This window comes from Streptomyces sp. O3, from assembly GCF_054788135.1.
The window spans coordinates 1-20,424 of record NZ_JBTVYK010000074.1 but is presented as its reverse complement, the minus strand read 5'-3'; the positions used below and the strand labels follow the sequence as shown (position 1 = coordinate 20,424).

The following is a 20,424-nucleotide window of genomic DNA, read 5'->3' as shown; positions in this document are numbered from 1 at the left end:
CACTGCATACCATCGATCACCGCAAGGCCCGCTTGTGCACAGCCGCACAATCTCGCCGTTCCGCCGCCGGGAGGCCCCTTTGCACCGCCGCAGTCGCACCGCGCTCTCCGTATCCGCCGCGCTCCTCGTGGCGGCCCCACTCCTGGCCGCCTGCGGCAGCGAAGCCCATCCGGGCGCGGCGGCCGTGGTCGGCGGCGAGCGGATCACCGTCGCCCAGCTGGAGGGCCGGGTGAACGAACTGCGGGACGCCCAGCGCGCGGTGACCTCGAACGACGAGGAGTACGCCGACCTCCTCAAGGCCCAGTGCGACGCCGCGCTCCGGATGCAGCAGCCGCAGTCCTGCGACCTGGCGCGGGTGACCCTGAACACGATGGTGTTCGACCAGGTATTCGAGAAGGCGGCCCAGGACGCCGGGGTCGTCGTGACCCGCAAGGAGGTGCAGACCCGGCGCGCCGCGCAGGAGAAGCAGCTGGGCGGCCCCGAGGGTCTGCGGCGCGCCGCGCTGCGCGGGAACGTCGCCCCCGGACAGCTCGACGCCACCCTCCGTACCCAGCTCCAGATCCAGAAGCTCAACCAGAAGCTGGGTGACGCCGGGTTCGGCGAGGCCGTCATCAAGGCGTCCGACGCGCTCGACATCGACCTCAACCCGCGTTACGGCACCTGGAACATCCGCGAGAACGGCCGCGTCGACGCCGACACCCCGTGGCTGCGCGAGGTGACGTCCCGCTCGGAGACCGACGCGCGGACATAGCGGCGGACATAGCCGCGGACGGAGTCGGCGCGGCGGGAGTCGGCGGGGGCCTGGTGGGGGCCCGGCGGGGTTGTCAGTGGGGTGGGTTACGTTCGAGAGGTGAACGCCTCGAAGGACTCGTCAGGCCCGATGGACCCGACCCCCGCACGGGACCCGCGCCCCGCGCCGGACCCGGCCGCGCCCGGCCGCGTCCTGCTGCTCACCACCAGCCACCGGGTCGCCCCCGGCCTGCTGTCCTGGCCCGCCTGGCAGGCGCTGCGCGCCGCCGACGAGGTGCTCTGCGCCGACCCGGACCATCCGCAGCTGCCCTACCTGCGTGAGGCCGGTGTCGCCGTCGAGCACGCGGCCCCCACCGCGCAGGAGCTGGTCGACCGGTGCGCGGGCGGCCGCACGGTGGTCGTGGTGGCCACCGGCGAGGGCGACCCCGCGCTGACCGACGGGCTCGCCCGCCTCGCGGGCTCGGGCCGGGTCCGGATGCCCGCCCTGGAGCTGCTGCCCGCCTCGTACGACCTGCCCGGTGCCCGCCTGCTCGACCTGGTCCAGGTCATGGACCGCATCCGCGCCGAGTGCCCGTGGTCCTCGCAGCAGACCCACGAGGGCCTGGCGAAGTACGGCATCGAGGAGGCGTACGAACTCGTCGAGGCGATCGAGACCGGCGACCGCGCCGAACTCCGCGAAGAGCTCGGCGACGTCCTGCTCCAGGTCGTCTTCCACGCCCGGATCGCCGAGGGGGACCCCGACGAGCCCTTCTCCGTCGACGACGTCGCGGGCGGCATCGTCGGCAAGCTGATCCACCGCCACCCCCATGTCTTCGGCGACGACACCGCCGAGACCCCGGACGAGGTGCGCGAGCACTGGCTGCGCACCAAGGCCGCGGAGAAGCAGCGGGACTCGGTGACGGACGGCGTGCCGCTCGGCCAGCCGGGCCTGGCCCTGGCCGCCAAGCTCGCCTCGCGGGTGCGGACGGCGGGCCTGGACGCCCCTCTGCCGACCGGCGACGGCATCGGGTACGAACTGCTGGCGCTCGCGGTACGCGCGGAGGCCGACGGCGTCGACCCGGAGGCCGCGCTGCGGGCCGCCGCCCGCGCCTACCGCGACACGATCCGGGCGGCGGAGGGACAGGCGTGACCACCGCACCCGTCCCGCCGACTCCGGACCCGCCCGCGCCGGTCGGGCAGGGCCCCGAGCAGGGCCCCAAGCCCGAGCTGTTCAGCTGGGAGTTCGCCACCGACCCGTACCCCGCCTACGCCTGGCTGCGCGAGCACGCCCCCGTGCACCGCACCCGGCTGCCCAGCGGTGTGGAGGCCTGGCTCGTCACCCGGTACGCGGACGCCAAGCAGGCGCTCGCCGACCAGCGACTCAGCAAGAACCCGGCGCACCACGACGAGCCCGCGCACGCCAAGGGCAAGACCGGCATCCCCGGTGAGCGCAAGGCCGAGCTGATGACCCATCTGCTCAATATCGACCCGCCGGACCACACCCGGCTGCGGCGCTTGGTGTCCAAGGCGTTCACGCCGCGCCGGATCGCCGAGTTCGCGCCGCGAGTGCAGGAGCTGACGGACCAGTTCGTCGACGCCTTCGCCGCGAAGGGCGAGGCCGACCTGATCCACGAGTTCGCCTTTCCGCTCCCCATCTACGCGATCTGCGACCTGCTCGGCGTCCCGCGCGAGGACCAGGACGACTTCCGGGACTGGGCCGGGATGATGATCCGGCACGGCGGGGGGCCGAGGGGTGGCGTCGCCCGCTCGGTGAAGAAGATCCGCGGCTACCTCGCCGAACTGATCCACCGCAAGCGCGAGAATCCGGGCGACGACCTCATCTCCGGGCTCATCAAGGCCAGCGACCACGGCGAGCACCTGACCGAGAACGAGGCGGCGGCGATGTGTTTCGTGCTGCTGTTCGCCGGTTTCGAGACCACCATCAACCTCATCGGCAACGGCGTGCACACGCTGTTCCACCACCCCGAGCAGCGCGCGCTCCTCCAGGAGTCGCTGCGGCGCGGTGAGCGCGGACTCCTGGAGACCGGGGTCGAGGAACTGCTGCGCTACGACGGCCCGGTCGAGCTGGCCACCTGGCGGTTCGCCACCGAGTCGCTCAGTATCGGCGGCCAGGCGATCGCCGCCGGTGACCCGGTGCTCGTGGTGCTCGCCGCCGCCGACCGCGACCCGGCGCGCTTCGCCGAGCCGGACACGCTCGACCTCGCCCGCCGCGACAACCAGCACCTCGGGTACGGCCACGGCATCCACTACTGCCTCGGCGCCCCGCTCGCCCGACTGGAGGGCCAGATCGCCCTGGCGACCCTGCTGACCCGCCTCCCCGACCTCCAGCTCGCCGTGCCGGAGGAGGAGTTGCGGTGGCGCGGCGGCCTCATCATGCGCGGCCTGCGCAAGCTCCCCGTCTCCTTCACCCCCGAGACCGCGTCTGACGCACCGTCAAGCCTGTGATGGTTGTGTGATCTCCGCTGTACCGACTTGTGACAAGCGTTCGAGTGCGGCTACGTTCACCGTTCGACTCAACTGTCGCTCAGCCGTGTAGTCGCGCGAAAGGCAATCGCATGCTCTCCGGGAACGGCCGTCACCGACGGCCCCGTCAGGCTCCGGCTCTTGTCGTCGCGGCGGGGGTGACCGGATCGGCCATCGCCATCCCGCTGCTCGGCGCATCCGGCGCGAGCGCCGCCGACACGTCCACCTGGGACGCGCTCGCCGCGTGCGAGAGCGGCGGCATGTGGAGCGCCGACATGGGCAACGGGTATTACGGCGGGCTGCAGTTCTCGCAGAAGGACTGGGAGGCGTACGGCGGTCTGGACTACGCGCCGCGCGCCGACCTGGCCAGTCGCTCGCAGCAGATAGCCGTCGCCGAGAAGGTGCTCGCCGCGCAGGGTCCTGACGCCTGGGGTACGTGTGCGCCGATCGCCGGTCTTGAACAGGGCGGCGAGACGCCCGACGTGGATCCGGGGCCGAGCGCCGACTCCACTCCGCCCACGTCCGGCTCGTCCGGCTCGTCCGGCTCGTCCGGGTCGGGGTCTGGCGCGGGGGCTGGGTCCGGCTCGTCCCAGCCGTCGGGGTCGTCCTCCGGGTCGCCTGAGCCGTCCGCGTCGCCGGACGTCGATTCCGCGGACTCCTCGCCGTCCTCCGACTCTTCGGGCGAGGCGTCGGGTGAGTCGTCGGGCGAGGCGTCGGGCGAGTCGTCGGGCGAGTCGTCCGGTACGGCGTCGGGTGACGCGTCGGGCGAAGGTGACGAAACCGGCGTAGGCGGCGAAATCGGCGAAACCGGCGCCAGCGGCGCGGAGGGTGAGCCGGGCGGATCTCCGGGGAGCGGATCCTCTTCGTCTGACGTGTCGTCCGGTGAATCAGGGGAGTCCGATTCATCTGACTCACCCGACTCACCCGAATCGTCTGATTCACCGGATTCGACGGACTCGTCCGCTTCGGCCGCTGAGTCCCCCGAGTCCCCCGAGGCTTCGGAGTCCGAAGAGCCCGCAGGCTCCGCCGAGTCGCCCGCCGACGGCTCGGGCCGCCACCGTGGCGCGCCCGCCCCGGAGGAGCTGTCCGACGGGCGCGAGACCGACGGCTCGGGGCGGCACGCCTCCCGCGGCGACGCCGACCGCACCGCCGCCGAAGGCCCTTACACCGTGCGGCCCGGTGACAACCTGTCGGCGATCGCCGACAGTCACGGACTTGACGGCGGATGGTCCGAGCTCTACTCGGACAACAAGCAGGTCGTGGGCGAGGACCCCGACCTGATCCGTCCCGGCCAAAGCCTCGATCTGGGCGAAAAGTGACGGCAGTTCGGGGTGAATGTCCGAGTTAAAGGGGCATTGCCGTAAGTGAGAGATGGGTCTCAATGGCCCCGATCGCCTTGGTGTTGAGGCCGGGGCCGTGTTTACCGTCGTGACCGCTCGCCACTGGTGAGCCCCGATGGCCGTCACGCCGAATCCTGCCGACGGCCGTACGGGAACAGTCGTCGCGTAACGCGCCGTAGGCAGGAGCGGGGGACCCAAGGTTCGTGCCGGGTCCGGCCCTTGAGAGAGGGCGGGACCGGCTTGGGGTGAAGCCGTACGGGGACGCGGAAGCTCCGTACGGCCGGGCAGCTCACAGCCCGAACCCGACAGCTCACCTCGCAGGCGTCGGTGAGGGGATCACTCATGCTGTTTTCCGGCAAGGGCAAGCACCGTCGTCCGTCCAAGGCCACCCGGATCGCCACCGCCGCCGGTGTCACCGGCGCCGCCGTGGCCGTCCCGCTGATGGGCGCGACCGGCGCGCAGGCCGCCACCGCCTCCGAGTGGGACAAGGTCGCCCAGTGCGAGTCCGGCGGCAACTGGTCGATCAACACCGGCAACGGCTACTACGGCGGTCTGCAGTTCTCGGCCTCCACCTGGGCCGCGTACGGCGGCACGCAGTACGCCTCGACCGCCGACCAGGCCACCAAGGCGCAGCAGATCGAGATCGCCGAGAAGGTCCTGGCGGGCCAGGGCAAGGGCGCCTGGCCGAGCTGCGGCGTCGGCCTGAGCAACGCCCCGTACAGCGGCGGCGGCCAGCAGTCGACGCAGCAGCAGAGCACCCCGAGCGCCCCGGCCGCCTCGCAGCAGTCGGCGCCCCAGCAGGAGCAGTCGACGCAGACGCGGCCCAAGCGGGAGCAGCCCAAGCAGGCCGCCCCGAAGTCCGAGGCTCCCAAGGCCGAGGCCCGGTCTGAGGCCCCCAAGGCCTCGCGCAGCGCCAAGAGCGCCAAGAGCGCCAAGACCGTCGAGACCCCGGCCGGTAAGACGGTCAAGAAGGGCGACGGCGAGTATGAGGTCAAGTCCGGCGACACCCTCTCCGAGATCGCCGAGGTGCACGACGTCAAGGGCGGCTGGCGCAGCCTGCACGAGCTGAACAAGGACATCGTCGAGGACGCCGACTTCATCTATCCGGGCCAGCAGCTGCACCTCAGCTGACCTCCCTCGGCGCCCCCGGACCACCCCGCCCCGGCGCGCGTACCCCCGTGCGCGCCGGGGCGGGGCTGTGTGCCGGGCCTTTTTGTTTCTCTAAGAAACAATCTATGCTCGGGGTGTCCATGGTCCGGTCGGTCGGCTGGCCGATGCCGCCGAGGCGGTTAGGCTCGTGTCGCAAGGCCATAGAGACCTCGCACTTCTAGCGTCACATCCCAGAAGGAGATGCTCGTGCCGTCCATCGACGTCGTCGTAGCCCGGGAAATCCTGGACTCCCGAGGCAACCCCACGGTCGAGGTCGAGGTCGGCCTCGACGACGGCAGCACCGGTCGTGCCGCCGTTCCCTCCGGTGCCTCCACCGGTGCTTTCGAGGCCATCGAACTCCGCGACGGCGACCCGAGCCGTTACCTCGGCAAGGGCGTCGAGAAGGCCGTCCTGGCCGTCATCGAGCAGATCGGCCCGGAGCTCGTCGGCTACGACGCCACCGAGCAGCGCCTGATCGACCAGGCCATGTTCGACCTGGACGCCACCGACAACAAGGGCTCGCTCGGCGCCAACGCCATCCTCGGCGTCTCGCTGGCCGTCGCGCACGCCGCCTCCGAGGCCTCCGACCTGCCGCTCTTCCGTTACCTGGGCGGCCCCAACGCGCACCTGCTGCCGGTGCCGATGATGAACATCCTGAACGGCGGCTCGCACGCCGACTCCAACGTGGACATCCAGGAGTTCATGATCGCCCCGATCGGCGCGGAGTCCTTCTCCGAGGCCCTGCGCTGGGGCGCCGAGGTCTACCACACCCTCAAGAAGGTGCTGAAGGACAAGGGCCTGGCCACCGGCCTCGGCGACGAGGGCGGCTTCGCCCCGAACCTGGGCTCCAACCGCGAGGCCCTGGACCTGATCATCGAGGCTGTCAAGCAGGCCGGTTACGCCCCCGGCCAGCAGATCGCCCTCGCCCTCGACGTCGCCGCCTCCGAGTTCTACAAGGACGGCAAGTACCAGTTCGAGGGCAAGGAGCGCTCCGCCGCCGAGATGACCGAGTACTACGAGGAGCTCGTCGCCTCGTACCCGCTCGTCTCCATCGAGGACCCGCTGTTCGAGGACGACTGGGCGGGCTGGAAGGTTCTGACCTCGAAGCTCGGCGACAAGGTGCAGATCGTCGGCGACGACCTGTTCGTCACCAACCCGGAGCGCCTGGGCCGCGGCATCGAGGAGGACGCCGCCAACGCCCTGCTGGTCAAGGTCAACCAGATCGGCTCGCTGACCGAGACCCTGGACGCCGTCGAGCTCGCCCAGCGCAACGGCTTCAAGTGCATGATGTCCCACCGCTCCGGCGAAACCGAGGACGTCACCATCGCCGACCTGGCCGTCGCCACCAACTGCGGCCAGATCAAGACCGGCGCCCCGGCCCGCTCCGAGCGCGTCGCCAAGTACAACCAGCTGCTGCGCATCGAGGAGATCCTCGACGACGCCGCGGTGTACGCGGGCCGCTCCGCCTTCCCGCGCTTCAAGGGCTGACGCCCGCGACGGCCGAAGCCTTCGGCGGCTGACGCCTTCAGGGCCCAAGGGCCCGTCGTCCGTACGTCCCCGTACCCGGTCCCGTACCGTGTGCGGGGACGTACGTACGTGAGAGCGGACGCGGAGTCGGCGCGGCGGCAGCGGGGAGGCGGGACCATGGCAGGGAACCGGGACCGGTTCTCCACCACCACCAGACTGCGGCTGCTCGGCGAGCAGACCGCGGCCCGTGTCTACCGTTCGCAGACCAAGCGCCAGGCCCGCCGCTCCCGGCTCACCGGCCGGGCCGCGCTGCTCGCGCTGGTGGTCTGCTCGATAGTGGTCGCGCTCGCCTATCCCATGCGGCAGTACGTCGCCCAGCGCGCCGACATCGCCGAGCAGGAGCGGCTGCTGCGGGACGCCAAGGAGCAGACCGAGAAGCTGCGGGACGCCAAGGCGCGCTGGCAGGACGACGCGTATGCGGAGCGCCAGGCCCGCGAGCGGCTGCACATGGTGCGGCCGGGCGAGACCGCCTTCACGGTGCCCGACCTGGGTGGCGCGGACCGGCGCCGGGCCGACCAGAGCAAGGCGGACCGCCCCTGGTATACCAACCTCTTCGACGGCGTCGACAAGGTCGACCGCGTGAGCCGCAGCACCACGGGCGAGTAGAGAGTCAGCCCGCCCTCCCCGTAACTCCCTCCACCCCCCTTTCCCAGAGAGAAAACACCGCAGGCATGCAAACGCCCCCGCCGCCCACCCCGCGCACCGAGCCGACCGACGCCGACGTGGCGGCCTTCAAGGAGCAGCTCGGCCGCCCGCCGCGTGGTCTGCGGGCCATCGCGCACCGCTGCCCGTGCGGGCAGCCGGACGTCGTGGAGACGGCCCCGCGGCTGCCGGACGGCACGCCCTTTCCGACGCTGTACTACCTGACCTGCCCGCGGGCCGCGTCGGCGATCGGCACGCTGGAGGCAGGCGGGGTCATGAAGGAGATGACCGAGCGGCTGGCCGCCGACCCCGAACTGGCCGCCGCGTACCGCGCGGCGCACGAGGACTACATCCGCCGCCGCGACGAGATCGAGGAGCTGACGGGCTTCCCGAGCGCGGGCGGCATGCCGGACCGCGTGAAGTGTCTGCACGTCTTGGTCGGCCACTCGCTGGCCGCGGGCCCCGGCGTGAACCCGCTGGGCGACGAGGCGCTCGCGATGCTGCCCGAGTGGTGGACCAAGGGCCCCTGCGTCACGCCGTGCGTGCCCGGAGCGGAAGCCGACGCGGAATCCGCCCCCGCAACCGAAGCCGAGGGAGAGGGAGAGGGAGAGGGAGAGGCTCGATGACTACTCGCGTCGCCGCCATCGACTGCGGTACGAACTCGATCCGGCTGCTCGTCGCCGACGTCGCTCCCGACACCGGTGAACTGACCGACCTGGACCGCCGGATGCGGATCGTCCGGCTCGGCCAGGGTGTGGACAAGACCGGACGGCTCGCCGCGGACGCGCTGGACCGCACCTTCGACGCCTGCCGTGAGTACGCCGCGGTGATCAAGGAACTCGGTGCCGAGCGGCTCCGCTTCGTCGCGACGTCGGCGTCACGGGACGCCGAGAACCGTGCGGAGTTCGTCAGCGGCGTGCTGGAGATCCTGGGAGTGGAACCCGAGGTGATCACCGGTGACCAGGAGGCCGAGTTCTCCTTCACCGGGGCCACGAAGGGGCTCGCGGGCCGGATGCATCTGCCCAAGCCGTATCTGGTCGTGGACATCGGCGGCGGTTCCACCGAGCTGGTCGTCGGCGAGGAGCACGTACAGGCCGCCCGGTCCGTCGACATCGGCTGTGTGCGGATGACCGAGCGTCACCTGGTACGCGACGGAGTCGTCACCGACCCGCCGACGCCGGCCCAGGTCGCCGCCATACGCGCCGACATCGACGCCGCCATCGACGAGGCCGAGCGCACGGTGCCGCTCGCCGAGGCGCGGACGCTGGTGGGCCTGGCCGGGTCGGTCACCACGGTGGCCGGGATCGCGCTGGGCCTCCCCGCGTACGACTCCACCGCGATCCACCACTCCCGTATCCCGTACGAGCAGGTCGCCGAGATCTCGGCGCGCCTGCTGAACGCCACGCACGCCGAGCGGGCCGCGATCGGCGTGATGCATCCGGGCCGGGTCGATGTGATCGCCGCGGGCACGCTCGTACTCCTCGCGATCATGGAGCGCACGGGCGCCGCCGAGGTCGTCGTGAGCGAGCACGACATCCTCGACGGGATCGCCCACGCCGTCGCGTCCGAGGTCGAGCGGGGCGTCTGACACCGGCGAGGCCGCTGACGGCTCGTCCGATTGGGTGCGATTTACCGATGTTCATCCCGTAATACGAATATCAGCCTCCTTGTCCGATAGGACTGTTCTGAATTCATTCAGGCCGCTTTGGGTGGCTGGACGGGAGGACTAGCGTGGAACGATTGAGAGGCCGGGCTACGCGAGTGGCACTGGCTGTCGGGGTGCTCTCCAGCATGACCATCGGGGTCGGGGTGGGGCTGGCGACGGCCTCGCCCTCGGCCGTCAGTACCGGTATGTACAACCGGAGTTTCGTCTTCACCGACCCCTGCAAGGCGCCGTGGCCCTTCGGGTCCGGAGGCGACAAGGGGTACGGGCAGGAGGAGGGGTCGGGGCACGGCAAGCCGCCGCACGGCTGCGACTCGCCGAAGCCGCCGTCGAAGGATGTGCCGATGCCTCCGATGCCTCCGATGCCGAAGTTGCCTCCTGTGCCTGAGGTGACGGTCCCGATGCCTCCGATGCCTACGCTGCCGGAGATTCCGCCGCCAGGGCCCACGAAGCCGCCGAAGCCCACGAAGCCGCCGAAGCCCACGCCGACGGATACGCCCACGCCGACGGATACGCCGACGCCGACGGATACGCCGACGCCGACGGATACGCCGACGCCGACGGATACGCCGACGCCGACGGATACGCCGACGCCGACGGATACGCCGACGCCGACGGATACGCCGACGCCGACGGATACGCCGACGCCCACGGACACGCCGACGCCCACGGACACGCCCACCCCCACCAAGCCCCCCGAGCTGCCGGAGACCGGTGCCTCCTCCGGGCAGCTGGCAGCGCTGGGCGCCGCCAGCCTGGGGATGATCCTCGCCGGAGCTGGCGTGCTGGTCGTGCGGCGCCGACGCGGCAGCGGCAGCAGTAGCGGTAGCGGCACTATCTAAGGAGCTGGCGGGCTAGCCCCTTCGGATCGTCGCCATGGGCGGCCTCTCCGGCATTCAAGCCACGGAGGGGCCGCCTTCGACATGTCCCGCGCGAAAAACTTCGTGAAGTTCTTCACAAGGAAAAGGCTCCCCTGGGGCGAATCTGGAGCCCCCAGCGCCCGATCCGGCTGCCCGAAGGGTCCCCGCGTCTGGATCAGGGACCCCCTGCGGGGTCGGTCCGCGCCCGCGCCGAATCCCCGCCCCCGGCCCGCGTTCACGCCCCGGAGCTGCCAGGATGGCCAGTTCGGCGGGCGTCTCAACGGTCGCGCGGTGCCCGGAGGTTCCCACGCCGGGCCATGATCTGCGTCACGCGGGCCGCGTAGTGTAGCAGAGACCCCCTAGACCCTTGTGAAGGGGCTCACGAGCGACCCCTGAGTAGGGGGTGGATACTCGATGGCATGAGCACCACGGAGCGTCCCAGGATCCTCGTTGTAGGCGGTGGGTACGTAGGCCTGTACGCAGCTCGTCGCATTCTGAAGAAGATGCGCTACGGGGAGGCGACCGTCACGGTCGTCGACCCTCGCTCGTACATGACGTACCAGCCCTTCCTCCCCGAAGCCGCCGCCGGAAGCATCTCGCCGCGTCACGTCGTCGTCCCACTGCGACGCGTGCTGCCCAAGGCCGAGGTGCTCACCGGTCGGGTCACCACGATTGACCAGGACCGCAAGGTCGCCTCGATCACCCCGCTCGTGGGCGAGGCGTACGAACTGCCCTTCGACTACCTGGTCATCGCGCTCGGCGCGATCTCCCGTACCTTCCCGATCCCCGGCCTCGCCGAGCAGGGCATCGGAATGAAGGGCATCGAGGAGTCCATCGGCCTGCGCAACCACGTACTCGAACAGCTCGACAAGGCCGACTCGACGACCGACGAGGAGGTTCGCCGCAAGGCGCTGACCTTCGTCTTCGTCGGCGGTGGCTTCGCTGGCGCGGAGACCATAGGCGAGGTCGAGGACATGGCCCGCGACGCCGCGAAGTACTACAACAACGTGAAGCGCGAGGACATGCGCTTCGTCCTCGTGGACGCCGCGGACAAGATCCTTCCCGAGGTCGGCCCCAAGCTCGGCCAGTACGGCAAGGAGCACCTGGAGAGCCGCGGGGTCGAGGTCCACCTCTCCACCTCCATGGAGTCCTGCGTCGACGGCCACGTGGTGCTGAAGAACGGCCTTGAGGTCGACTCCAACACCATCGTCTGGACCGCCGGTGTGAAGCCGAACCCGGCGCTGGCCCGCTACGGCCTGCCGCTCGGCCCGCGCGGCCACGTCGACACCCAGGCCACCCTCCAGGTGCAGGGCACCGACTACATCTGGGCCGCGGGCGACAACGCCCAGGTCCCGGACCTGGTCGGCCGCGCCGCTGGCAACGAGAACGCCTGGTGCCCGCCGAACGCCCAGCACGCGCTGCGCCAGGCCAAGGTGCTCGGCGACAACGTGGTCTCCGGCATGCGCGGCTTCCCGCAGCAGGAGTACAAGCACGCCAACAAGGGCGCGGTCGCCGGGCTCGGCCTGCACAAGGGCGTGGCGATGATCGTCGTCGGCAAGATGAAGCTCAAGTTCAAGGGCCGTCTCGCCTGGTACCTGCACCGTGGCTACCACGGCATGGCCATGCCGACCTTCAACCGCAAGATCCGTGTCTTCGCCGACTGGACGCTCGCGGTGTTCCTGAAGCGCGAGGTCGTCTCGCTCGGCGCGATGGAGTCGCCGCGCGAGGAGTTCTACGAGGCCGCGAAGCCCGCCCCGGCGGTCCCGGCGGCGGAGCCCAAGGCCGCGAAGGACGCCGAGGGCGCCAAGGACAAGGCCGCCGCCAAGTAGCCGAGTAGCGCGGCCGGGCCCGAGTTCTCCCGGCCCCGCCGCTCCGCAGAACCCCGAAGGGGCCGTCCGCCATCCGTGGTGCGGGCGGCCCCTTCGGCGTTCCCGCGTTTCTCTCCGGTGTTTCCGTGCTCGCGTGCGGCCGCCGCCGCCGTCTGGAGGGATCTCGTCCGGAACCCGGACATTCACCGTCAGGGGGACTATGCGGCAGGCCTGTTGGTGTTTATGTGGAAGTCGGACACTCCGGAACACCGGCTCGCACGGAGGTGCACCATGGCAGACGCCGCGTCGCGGCTGAGGACTCTCGCGGAGCAGCTGCTGGGAGCGAGGCTCCCGATCCGCATCCGCGCTTGGGACGGCAGCACTTCGGGGCCCCCAGGCGGCCCCGCCCTGGTCGTACGCCGCCGACGTGCCCTGCGCCGCCTGCTGTGGAAGCCCGGTGAGCTGGGCCTGGCCCGCGCCTGGGTCGCCGGGGATCTCGACGTCGAGGGCGACCTGTACGAGGCGCTGAGCCTGATGTCCGGGCTGCTCTGGGACAACGACGAGCCGGGGCGCGGCAAGCGGGAGCTCGCGGCCGACCCCCGGATCCGTACCGCCGCCCGCTCCCTGCTCAGGCTGGCGCGGCCGCTGCCCCCGCCGCCCCCGCCGCGCGAGGAGGTCGGCCGCCGCAGCGGTCCGCTGCACACCAAGATCCGCGACCGGCAGGCCATCAGCCACCACTACGACGTGGGCAACGACTTCTATGCCCTGGTGCTGGGCCCGTCGATGGTCTACTCGTGCGCCTACTGGGAGTCCGAGCGGGCGACCCTGGAGGACGCCCAGCGCGACAAGCTCGAACTGGTCTGCCGGAAGCTGGGCCTGCGTCCGGGCATGCGGCTGCTCGACGTCGGCTGCGGCTGGGGCTCCATGGCCGCGCACGCCGCGCGCGAGCACGGGGTGCGCGTCGTCGGCGTCACGCTCTCCGCCGAGCAGGCCGCCTACGCCCGTAAGCGTGTGGCCGACGACGGGCTCACCGACCGCGTCGAGATCCGTGTTCAGGACTACCGGGACGTCAGCGACGGCCCGTACGACGCGATCTCCTCGATCGGGATGGCCGAACACGTCGGCTCCAAGCGCTACGCGGAGTACGCCCGCGACCTGTACGCGCTCCTCGCACCGGGCGGCCGCCTCCTGAACCACCAGATCGCCCGCCGCCCCCAGGAGGACGAGTCCGCCTACCGCATCAACGCGTTCATCGACGCGTACGTCTTCCCCGACGGGGAACTCGCCCCGGTCGGCCGCACTGCCGCGCAGCTGGAGAACGCCGGTTTCGAGGTGCGCGACCTCGAAGCGCTGCGCGAGCACTACGCCCTGACGCTGCGCCAGTGGGTCGCCAACCTGGAGGCGCGCTGGCCGGAGGCGGTACGGCTCACCTCGCCTGGCCGGGCCCGCGTGTGGCGTCTGTATATGGCCGCGTCCGCGCTGGCCTTCGAGAGCAACCGCATCGGCGTCAACCAGATCCTGGCCGTCAGGCCCACCGCGCCCGGCGGGTCGGGCCTGCCCCTGCGCACCCGCGACTGGCACGCCTGAGCCCTTTCGGCCGCACGCGCACGGCGGAAGGGCCCCGGACGGCTGGCGGTCGCCGTCCGGGGCCCTTCGCCGGGTCCGGTCCCTGCGTCAGGTCCGGGCTCTGTGTCCGGTCCCTGCGTCAGGTCCTGGTGCTACTCGGCCTTGATCGCCGCCAGCATGTTCAGCTTCGCCGCCCGCCGCGCGGGCCACAGCGCCGCCAGCACGCCGACCACGGCGGCCATCGCCAGGAACACGCCCATCCGGCCCCACGGCATGACCAGCTCGTACGTCGAGAGCACACTCGCGATCATCTCGCCGACCGCCCAGCCGAAGAACACCCCGAGCCCGATTCCCAGGACCCCGCCGAACAGCGAGATCACCAGGGACTCCATGCGGACCATCCGCTTGATGCCGCGGCGGTCCAGGCCGATGGCCCGCAGCATCCCGATCTCCTGGGACCGCTCGAACACCGACATCGCGAGGGTGTTGACCACACCGAGCACGGCGACGATGACCGCCATCGCCAGCAGGCCGTACAGCATGTTCAGCACCAGCGTGAACATCTGCGCGATGGACTCGGAGACGTCCTTCTTGTCCTGGACGAGGATGGCGGGGTTGCTCCCCAGCTCCTTCTTCAGGGCGTCCTTGGCCGCGGAGCTCGCGCCGTCCGCCGTCTTGACCAGCACCTGGGTGTCGGTGAGCGTGCGCTGGTGCGGGGCGAGGGCGTCCTTGTCGAGCATGATGCCGCTCAGCATCTCGTTGCCCACGTAGACGCCCGCGACCTCCAGCGTGCCCTTCTTCCCGTCCTCGTACGTGACGGGGAACTCCGAACCGGCCTTCCAGCCGTGCTCCTTGGCGGCGTCGTCGTCCACGACGACCTTGTTACCGCGCACGGCGTCCCACGAGCCCTGCTCGAAGTCCAGTTCGGTCAGCTTGCCCATGCTCGCGGCGTCGACACCGTAGAGCGACTGGTATTCACCCTTGACGCGCGAGGGCGATTCCCGGATCGGGCTGGTGGCCGTGACCCCGTCGACGCCCGCCAGCTTCTTCTCCACATCCGTGGACAGCGGGGTGAAGTTCGCCATCGAGACGAAGTAGTCGGCCCTGAGGGCGCTGGTCGCCATCTTGTCGATGGACTTCTGCACGCTGCCCGCGATCACCGTCATACCGGTGATCAGGGTCAGGCCGATCATCAGCGCGGACGCGGTGGCGGCGGTGCGCCGCGGATTGCGTACGGAGTTCTGCCGGGCGAGCTTGCCGGAGACCCCGAACAGGCGCAGCACGGGGGCCGCGGCCGCGATGACCGGCCGGGACAGCAGCGGGGTGAGGACGAAGACGCCGATCAGCAGCAGTCCGGCGCCCAGGCCCATCGGCGCCTTGCCGTCGCTGCCCATGGTGGTGCCCGCCAGTACGGCGGCGATGCCCGCGGCGGCGAACACGGCGCCGATGGAGTTCCGCAGCACCAGGGACTTGGCAGACGCCGTGGCGTGCACGCTGTTCATCGCGGCCACCGGCGGGATCTTCGCGGCGCGGCGGCCCGGCAGCCAGGCGGCCAGCATGGTGACCACGACGCCGACGATCAGCGCGGTGAGCACGGTGCCGAGAGTGAAGACCAGCGGGCCGTCCGGCACGGTCGCGCCGATGGCGCCCAGCAGGCCGCGCAGCCCGGCGCCGATGCCGACACCGGCGGCCAGCCCGGCGACGGCCGCGACCGTGCCGACCACGAGCGCCTCGAACAGCACGGAGCGGGTCACCTGGCGGCGGCTGGCGCCGACGGCGCGCAGCAGGGCCAGCTCCTTGGTGCGCTGGGCGACCAGCATGGTGAAGGTGTTGGCGATGATGAAGATGCCGACGAACAGCGAGATCCCGGCGAACGCGAGCAGTGTGGTGCGGATGCCGCTCATCCCGTCGGAGATCGCCTCGGCCTGGTCCGCGGCGAGCTTCTCGCCGGTGGCGGCCTCGGCCTCGTTCTTCGGCAGGATCTTGTCGATCTCGGTCTTGAGCGCGGCCTGCGAGGTGCCGGACGCCGCCTGGACCTGGATCTCGCTGAACTCGCCGGGCTTGGCGTAGAGCTTCTGGGCGGTCGCGGTGTCGAAGAGGGCGAGGCTGCCGCCGGCCGCGACGTTGCCGTCGTCGGTGGTGAAGACGCCGGTGAGCTTCTGCTCCAGGACCGGCCCGTCCACGGACATGCGTACGGTGTCGCCGACCCGGTATCCGGCGCGGTCGGCGGTCTTGGCGTCCAGGGCGACCTCGTGCTCGCCGCGCGGGGCCTCGCCGTCCTTCATCGGGTAGCGGGGGTCGGCGCCGTTCTCGCTCGGGTAGTAGTTGGCGCCCCGGCTGTCCCAGCCCTCGCCGACGAGCTTGCCGTCCTTGTCGGCGACCGCGGCGAAGCCGGTCACGGTGCCGGTCGCGGAGGCCGCTCCGGGCGCCTTCGCGGCCTGGTCGAGCAGTTCCTGGGTGAGCCGGGGGGCCGCGCCCGGCTTGCCGGTGGCGTCCTCGTCGTTCTCGGGCGTGATCACGACGTCGACGTGGTCGAAGCCCTTGGCCGAGCTGTTCTGGTAGGCCTGGGAGATCGTGTTGGTGAACACCAGGGTGCCGGAGACGAAGGCCACGCCGAGCATCACGGCGATCACGGTCATCAGCAGCCTGGCTTTGTGCGCGAGCACATTGCGCAGGGCGGTACGGAACATGGAAGGTCCTGAGGTACGGCGCGGCGGGGCGGGCCCGGACGCGGGCAGGGCAGAGCAGGGCGGGGTGGGGCAGGGCGAGGCGGCGGGGCGGTGGCCCGGTGGGCCGACCGGGGCTCAGCTGGTGCGGCCCTTGGCGTCGAAGCGCTTCATGCGGTCGAGTACGCCGTCCGCCGTCGGCTCGTGCAGCTCGTCGACGATGCGGCCGTCGGCGAGGAAGACGACCCGGTCCGCGTACGAGGCGGCCACCGGGTCGTGGGTGACCATCACCACGGTCTGGCCCAGCTCCCGCACCGAGTTCCGCAGGAAGCCCAGGACCTCGGCGCCGGAGCGGGAGTCCAGGTTTCCGGTCGGCTCGTCGCCGAAGATGATGTCGGGCTTGGAGGCCAGCGCCCGCGCCACCGCGACCCGCTGCTGTTGACCGCCGGAGAGCTCGCTCGGCCGGTGGCTGAGCCGCCCGGAGAGCCCCACCATCTCGATGACCCGCTCCATCCACTCCTTGTCGGGCTTACGTCCGGCGATGTCCATCGGCAGGGTGATGTTCTCCGCCGCGGTGAGCGTCGGCAGCAGATTGAACGCCTGGAAGATGAAGCCGATCTTGTCCCGGCGCAACTTGGTGAGCTGCTTGTCCTTCAGCGCGCCCAGCTCGGTCTCGCCGATCCGTACAGATCCGCTGCTGAACGAGTCGAGTCCGGCTACACAGTGCATCAGCGTCGACTTGCCGGACCCGGAGGGACCCATGATCGCCGTCAGCCGGGCCTGCTCGAAGTCGACCGAGACCCGGTCCAGGGCGACCACCTGGGTCTCGCCCGCTCCGTAGACCTTCGACAGGTCCGTGGCACGTGCGGCGACGGCAGTGGCCTGGTGGGCAAGGGGGGTGGTGGTCACGGGAGGTGTCTCCTGTCGGGCGGCGCGGTTGAGCGGACTCCTCCATCGTGGGCCCCGAATCCCGCCGGGGAGTCAGCCGCAGCTCCCGTTCTGGGCTTACTCGGAAGGCTGACGGGGACCCCCTTGCGTCATACCTGGGGAGGAGAGACACCCTGAGACGCCCCCTGCCCCGCGGAGAGCGGTGCGGTTCGGGTCAAGGCGGCGGAATCCCGTCAATCCTGTCGCGCGTCCGCGTGATCCTGGAAAGGTCTCTGGCATGTGCCGATGCCCGCCCCCCAGGGTCTGATGCTCCCTCAGTCGCCAATAAAATAAGACAACATCGGGATCTCCCGAGGCTGTTCGGGGGATCTGTCCGGATAGGCTCTGATCTCGCGGAGCCTCTTGCCTGCCCGGGTGGTGGAATGCAGACACGGCGAGCTTAAACCTCGCTGCTCCCTCGGGGGCGTACCGGTTCGAGTCCGGTTCCGGGCACCACCGCCGCCGCCGCGTCCGCCGCCGCCGCGTCCGCCGCGCGGAACGGGCGCGCTTTGTCGAATTCCCACGAAGACTGTGGGAAAGATCCTCCCAGCGCAGTAGGGTGCGACTTTTGCGAAGCCATTACCCTTGAGCCAAGGCCGCACTGGGCGGCCACGGAGGAGTGAAATGAGGAGCAGCAACCCGGTCTTCTCGCGACGGGGGTTCAGCCGCGACAACGGGCACGCGGGCTTCAACGCCGGGCCGCAGGCCGGGGGAGCCGCTTTCGGAGCCCAGGGCAACCCGTACGCGACCCAGGGCAACCCGTACGCGCAGGCGCCGCAGGCGCCGACGAACCCGTACGCACAGCAGCAGGGCGTCCCGCAGGCGCCGCCCGCCGCCGGACGTATGACGATGGACGACGTCGTCGCCCGTACGGGCATGACGCTCGGCCTCCTGATCGTCGGCGCGACCGTGGCCTGGGTCACGGACATGGGCCTCGGCCTGGCCATCGGCGCCGCGCTGGTCGCGATGGTGCTGGGTCTCGTCCAGGCCTTCAAGCGGAAGCCGTCGCCCGCGCTGATCCTCGGCTACGCGGTCTTCGAGGGCCTCTTCCTCGGCGCGATCAGCAACTTCGTCAACACGTACGTGGCCGAGGGCGCCGCCATGCAGGCGGTCCTGGGCACCATGGCCGTGTTCGGCACCATGCTGTTCCTCTACAAGACGAGGATCATCCGGGTCACGGCGCGCTTCACGCGCTTCCTGATGATCGCGGCCATCAGCTTCATGGTCCTGACGTCGGTCAACCTGCTGTTCATGGTCTTCGGCGGCGGTGACGGCCTCGGCTTCCGCAGCGGCGCTCTGGGCATCGTCTTCGGCGTCGTCGGCATTCTGCTCGGCGCGTTCTTCCTGGCCCTGGACTTCAAGCAGGTCGAGGACGGCATCGCGTACGGCGCTCCCCGCGAGGAGTCCTGGCTGGCGGCCTTCGGGCTCACCATGACCCTGGCGTGGATCTACCTGGAGATGCTGCGGCTGATCGCCATCTTGCAGGGCAACGACTGAACGACCCGGTAGAGACCAGGCAGAAGGGCCCGCGGAGCGATCCGCGGGCCCTTCGCGTTGCGGGGGCTTCGGGTGGTGTGACGTACTTCGGGTGGTGTGCGGGGTGACGTACGGCGGCGCGGGCCTAGGTCAGCCTGCGCGCGGCCCTCCTCATGTCGTACTCGTGGATGAGCGCTTTGGCGTATCCGTGGGAGAGGTCGTACTCGGCGCGGAGCCAGCTGACTTTCTCCTCGAAGCGGAGAATAGACGGGCCTTCGTGTACGGCGCGCATCCAGTCGGCGACTTCACGGCCGGTGCAATGGGGGATGCGGGAGAGCAGGTTGCGGTGGGTCTCCTCGGAGAAGACAAGGGACATCGGCGCCTCCGGACGCTGTCGATGCAGGAGGGGACACCGGACCGGACCGAGCAGGCCCGGCTCGCGGGTCCTTCACGTCACCGTGCCTGACTGTCGGGGCGTTGGCAACAGTCCCGCTCCGGCGCATAGGGTCACGGGGTGCTTGATACGACGCCTCTGACCAGTGCCGTGGACCGCTTCGCCGACCTGCTGCGGGCCGCTCCGCAGAGCCGCCTCCAGCGGGGTGCGGCGGCCGAAGCGCTGGCGTTGGCCAGGGAGTTGGCGTACAGAGCGCAGCGGATCGAGGCGCCGGACGCCCCGGTGCGTGAGATGCCGGACGCCGGGATGTTCGCGGCGGCCGACCAAGTTCTCGTCGCGGGACGGGACCTGGCTCTCGTACTCACGAACGAGAGTGAACTCGCGGACGCGCTGGAACTGGTGGCGGGCGCACAGCGGCGCGCGGGCGTGTAAGACGCCCGCGCGTCGGGGTACGCGCGCCCCGCGCGTCGGGGTCAGGCGCTCGCGATGACCCGGTCGGCCAGGATGTACACGTTCTCGCCGCCGCAGCCGAACGTCAGCGTGTACGCGCCGGAGATCCCGGAGCCGCCGAGCAGTACGGGCGTCTCGCCGTCCCGCAGCGCGGCCGCGAGGCGTTCCGCGGTCTCGCGGTGGCCCGGAGTCATGCACAGCGTGGTGCCGTCGCTGAAGACGTACACGTCCAGGGTGCCGAGCGGCCCCGGACGGACGTCGGAGAGCGCGGTGCGGGCCTGCGCCAGCTCGTCCAGCCGGGTCACCGTCAGCTCGTGGTCACCGGCGGCCGAGTCCCGTACGGGCTGTACGGGGACGAAGTCCGGGTGCGAGGGGTGCCGACGGCGGGCCGCGGCCAGCTCGGGCGACTCACCGCCGCCGTCCGTGCGCTCCGCGGACTCGGCGAACTGGTCGGCGGGCTCGACCGCCGGGTCGACGGCGGACTCGAAAGCGGAGTCGAGCGCCGGGTCGACGGCGGGGTCGGCGGTCTCGCCGAGCAGCTCGCGGTCCAGGCCGGTGAAGTCCACCTGGCGCGGCAGGAACAGCTCCTCGGCGATGTTCTGGGGCAGCCCGGTGAGCAGCGACGGCGCGTCCGCGGCGTCGCGCGCCCCCCGGGCGGCCCCCAAAGCGCGCGCCCCGGCCCCTTAGCGCACCCCCCCCACCGCCCGGGCCCGACCCCACCTACCGGTAAGGCCGGCCCTGAC

The 20,424-nt window shown here is 71.0% G+C and carries 17 protein-coding genes, 1 tRNA gene, 2 pseudogenes and 1 riboswitch; of the genes and pseudogenes, 15 read left to right on the top strand and 5 right to left on the bottom strand.

Annotated features, from left to right (window positions below; translation table 11 throughout):
- The first annotated feature begins 79 nt into the window (after positions 1-79).
- The 9 genes from ACX6XY_RS27480 to ACX6XY_RS27440 all read left to right on the top strand — a co-directional run bounded on the left by ACX6XY_RS27480 (position 80) and on the right by ACX6XY_RS27440 (position 9,459).
- On the top strand, positions 80-751 hold the full coding sequence (locus ACX6XY_RS27480; protein ID WP_460336392.1) for a SurA N-terminal domain-containing protein: 672 nt from the start codon (positions 80-82) through the stop codon (positions 749-751).
- A 129-nt stretch (positions 752-880) separates the two neighbouring features.
- A complete protein-coding gene (locus ACX6XY_RS27475; RefSeq protein ID WP_460336407.1) occupies positions 881-1,879 on the top strand; it encodes a nucleoside triphosphate pyrophosphohydrolase in 999 nt (332 codons plus the stop codon).
- A complete protein-coding gene (locus tag ACX6XY_RS27470; protein ID WP_460336389.1) occupies positions 1,876-3,195 on the top strand; it encodes a cytochrome P450 family protein in 1,320 nt (439 codons plus the stop codon). The genes ACX6XY_RS27475 and ACX6XY_RS27470 overlap by 4 nt, the downstream gene beginning before the upstream one ends.
- A gap of 110 nt (positions 3,196-3,305) precedes the next feature.
- Entirely contained in the window at positions 3,306-4,532 is a 1,227-nt protein-coding gene (locus tag ACX6XY_RS27465; RefSeq protein ID WP_460336386.1) for a LysM peptidoglycan-binding domain-containing protein, read from the top strand.
- Positions 4,533-4,714: 182 nt separating this feature from the next.
- A riboswitch (cyclic di-AMP (ydaO/yuaA leader) is annotated at positions 4,715-4,892 on the top strand.
- 3 nt (positions 4,893-4,895) lie between these two features.
- A complete protein-coding gene (locus ACX6XY_RS27460) occupies positions 4,896-5,684 on the top strand; it encodes a transglycosylase family protein (RefSeq protein WP_460336383.1) in 789 nt (262 codons plus the stop codon).
- Between the two features lie 225 nt (positions 5,685-5,909).
- Positions 5,910-7,190, top strand: a complete 1,281-nt coding sequence (eno, locus tag ACX6XY_RS27455) for a phosphopyruvate hydratase (RefSeq protein WP_460336380.1) — start codon at positions 5,910-5,912, stop codon at positions 7,188-7,190.
- Positions 7,191-7,346: 156 nt separating this feature from the next.
- Positions 7,347-7,835: an FtsB family cell division protein gene (locus ACX6XY_RS27450; protein ID WP_460336377.1), complete on the top strand. Its 489-nt coding sequence runs from the start codon at positions 7,347-7,349 to the stop codon at positions 7,833-7,835.
- A gap of 65 nt (positions 7,836-7,900) precedes the next feature.
- Positions 7,901-8,497: a DUF501 domain-containing protein gene (locus tag ACX6XY_RS27445; RefSeq protein WP_460336374.1), complete on the top strand. Its 597-nt coding sequence runs from the start codon at positions 7,901-7,903 to the stop codon at positions 8,495-8,497.
- Positions 8,494-9,459 (top strand): Ppx/GppA phosphatase family protein, encoded by a 966-nt coding sequence (locus ACX6XY_RS27440; protein WP_460336371.1) that lies wholly within the window; start codon positions 8,494-8,496, stop codon positions 9,457-9,459. Before ACX6XY_RS27445 ends, ACX6XY_RS27440 begins: the two co-directional genes overlap by 4 nt.
- 103 nt (positions 9,460-9,562) lie before the next feature.
- On the opposite strand, the gene ACX6XY_RS27435 is transcribed toward ACX6XY_RS27440, so the two are convergent.
- Positions 9,563-10,204: a hypothetical protein gene (locus ACX6XY_RS27435; protein WP_460336409.1), complete on the bottom strand. Its 642-nt coding sequence runs from the start codon at positions 10,202-10,204 to the stop codon at positions 9,563-9,565.
- A gap of 22 nt (positions 10,205-10,226) precedes the next feature.
- Between ACX6XY_RS27435 and ACX6XY_RS27430 the strand changes: the two are divergent.
- The 3 genes and pseudogenes from ACX6XY_RS27430 to ACX6XY_RS27420 all read left to right on the top strand — a co-directional run.
- A pseudogene (locus ACX6XY_RS27430) lies at positions 10,227-10,376 on the top strand (LPXTG cell wall anchor domain-containing protein); the annotation flags it as partial.
- 437 nt (positions 10,377-10,813) lie between these two features.
- Positions 10,814-12,223, top strand: coding sequence for an NAD(P)/FAD-dependent oxidoreductase (locus tag ACX6XY_RS27425; RefSeq protein ID WP_460336368.1), 1,410 nt, complete (start codon positions 10,814-10,816; stop codon positions 12,221-12,223).
- A gap of 270 nt (positions 12,224-12,493) precedes the next feature.
- Positions 12,494-13,789: a class I SAM-dependent methyltransferase gene (locus ACX6XY_RS27420; RefSeq protein WP_460336365.1), complete on the top strand. Its 1,296-nt coding sequence runs from the start codon at positions 12,494-12,496 to the stop codon at positions 13,787-13,789.
- A gap of 131 nt (positions 13,790-13,920) precedes the next feature.
- Here ACX6XY_RS27420 and ACX6XY_RS27415 read toward each other — a convergent pair whose 3' ends face one another.
- Both ACX6XY_RS27415 and ACX6XY_RS27410 read right to left on the bottom strand, forming a co-directional pair.
- Positions 13,921-16,458 carry an ABC transporter permease gene (locus ACX6XY_RS27415; protein ID WP_460336362.1) on the bottom strand — a complete coding sequence of 846 codons (2,538 nt, stop codon included), beginning with the start codon at positions 16,456-16,458 and terminating at the stop codon, positions 13,921-13,923.
- A gap of 114 nt (positions 16,459-16,572) precedes the next feature.
- A complete protein-coding gene (locus ACX6XY_RS27410) occupies positions 16,573-17,343 on the bottom strand; it encodes an ABC transporter ATP-binding protein (RefSeq protein WP_460336359.1) in 771 nt (256 codons plus the stop codon).
- A 387-nt stretch (positions 17,344-17,730) separates the two neighbouring features.
- Between ACX6XY_RS27410 and ACX6XY_RS27405 the strand changes: the two genes are divergently transcribed.
- Both ACX6XY_RS27405 and ACX6XY_RS27400 read left to right on the top strand, forming a co-directional pair.
- Positions 17,731-17,817, top strand: a tRNA-Leu gene (locus tag ACX6XY_RS27405).
- A 168-nt stretch (positions 17,818-17,985) separates the two neighbouring features.
- Positions 17,986-18,858 carry a Bax inhibitor-1/YccA family protein gene (locus ACX6XY_RS27400; protein WP_460336356.1) on the top strand — a complete coding sequence of 291 codons (873 nt, stop codon included), beginning with the start codon at positions 17,986-17,988 and terminating at the stop codon, positions 18,856-18,858.
- A gap of 124 nt (positions 18,859-18,982) precedes the next feature.
- On the opposite strand, the gene ACX6XY_RS27395 is transcribed toward ACX6XY_RS27400, so the two are convergent.
- The gene (locus ACX6XY_RS27395) at positions 18,983-19,213 is read right to left on the bottom strand and encodes a DUF4287 domain-containing protein (RefSeq protein ID WP_460336354.1); all 231 of its coding nucleotides are present in this window, start codon (positions 19,211-19,213) and stop codon (positions 18,983-18,985) included.
- A 138-nt stretch (positions 19,214-19,351) separates the two neighbouring features.
- Between ACX6XY_RS27395 and ACX6XY_RS27390 the strand changes: the two genes are divergently transcribed.
- Positions 19,352-19,663, top strand: coding sequence for a hypothetical protein (locus ACX6XY_RS27390; RefSeq protein ID WP_460336351.1), 312 nt, complete (start codon positions 19,352-19,354; stop codon positions 19,661-19,663).
- A gap of 41 nt (positions 19,664-19,704) precedes the next feature.
- Here the strand turns inward: ACX6XY_RS27390 and ACX6XY_RS27385 are convergent.
- Positions 19,705-20,361 (bottom strand): annotated as a pseudogene (locus ACX6XY_RS27385) (hypothetical protein); the annotation flags it as partial.
- Positions 20,362-20,424 lie beyond the last annotated feature (63 nt).

Bases quoted from the DNA above. Each gene is read 5' to 3' on its own strand.
- ACX6XY_RS27475 (WP_460336407.1), top strand. From the start codon at position 881: ATGGACCCGACCCCCGCACGGGACCCGCGCCCCGCGCCGGACCCGGCC.
- ACX6XY_RS27465 (WP_460336386.1), top strand. From the start codon at position 3,306: ATGCTCTCCGGGAACGGCCGTCACCGACGGCCCCGTCAGGCTCCGGCT.
- ACX6XY_RS27460 (WP_460336383.1), top strand. From the start codon at position 4,896: ATGCTGTTTTCCGGCAAGGGCAAGCACCGTCGTCCGTCCAAGGCCACC.
- ACX6XY_RS27450 (WP_460336377.1), top strand. From the start codon at position 7,347: ATGGCAGGGAACCGGGACCGGTTCTCCACCACCACCAGACTGCGGCTG.
- ACX6XY_RS27445 (WP_460336374.1), top strand. From the start codon at position 7,901: ATGCAAACGCCCCCGCCGCCCACCCCGCGCACCGAGCCGACCGACGCC.
- ACX6XY_RS27440 (WP_460336371.1), top strand. From the start codon at position 8,494: ATGACTACTCGCGTCGCCGCCATCGACTGCGGTACGAACTCGATCCGG.
- ACX6XY_RS27425 (WP_460336368.1), top strand. From the start codon at position 10,814: ATGAGCACCACGGAGCGTCCCAGGATCCTCGTTGTAGGCGGTGGGTAC.
- ACX6XY_RS27420 (WP_460336365.1), top strand. From the start codon at position 12,494: ATGGCAGACGCCGCGTCGCGGCTGAGGACTCTCGCGGAGCAGCTGCTG.
- ACX6XY_RS27415 (WP_460336362.1), bottom strand. From the start codon at position 16,458: ATGTTCCGTACCGCCCTGCGCAATGTGCTCGCGCACAAAGCCAGGCTG.
- ACX6XY_RS27400 (WP_460336356.1), top strand. From the start codon at position 17,986: ATGAGGAGCAGCAACCCGGTCTTCTCGCGACGGGGGTTCAGCCGCGAC.
- ACX6XY_RS27395 (WP_460336354.1), bottom strand. From the start codon at position 19,213: ATGTCCCTTGTCTTCTCCGAGGAGACCCACCGCAACCTGCTCTCCCGC.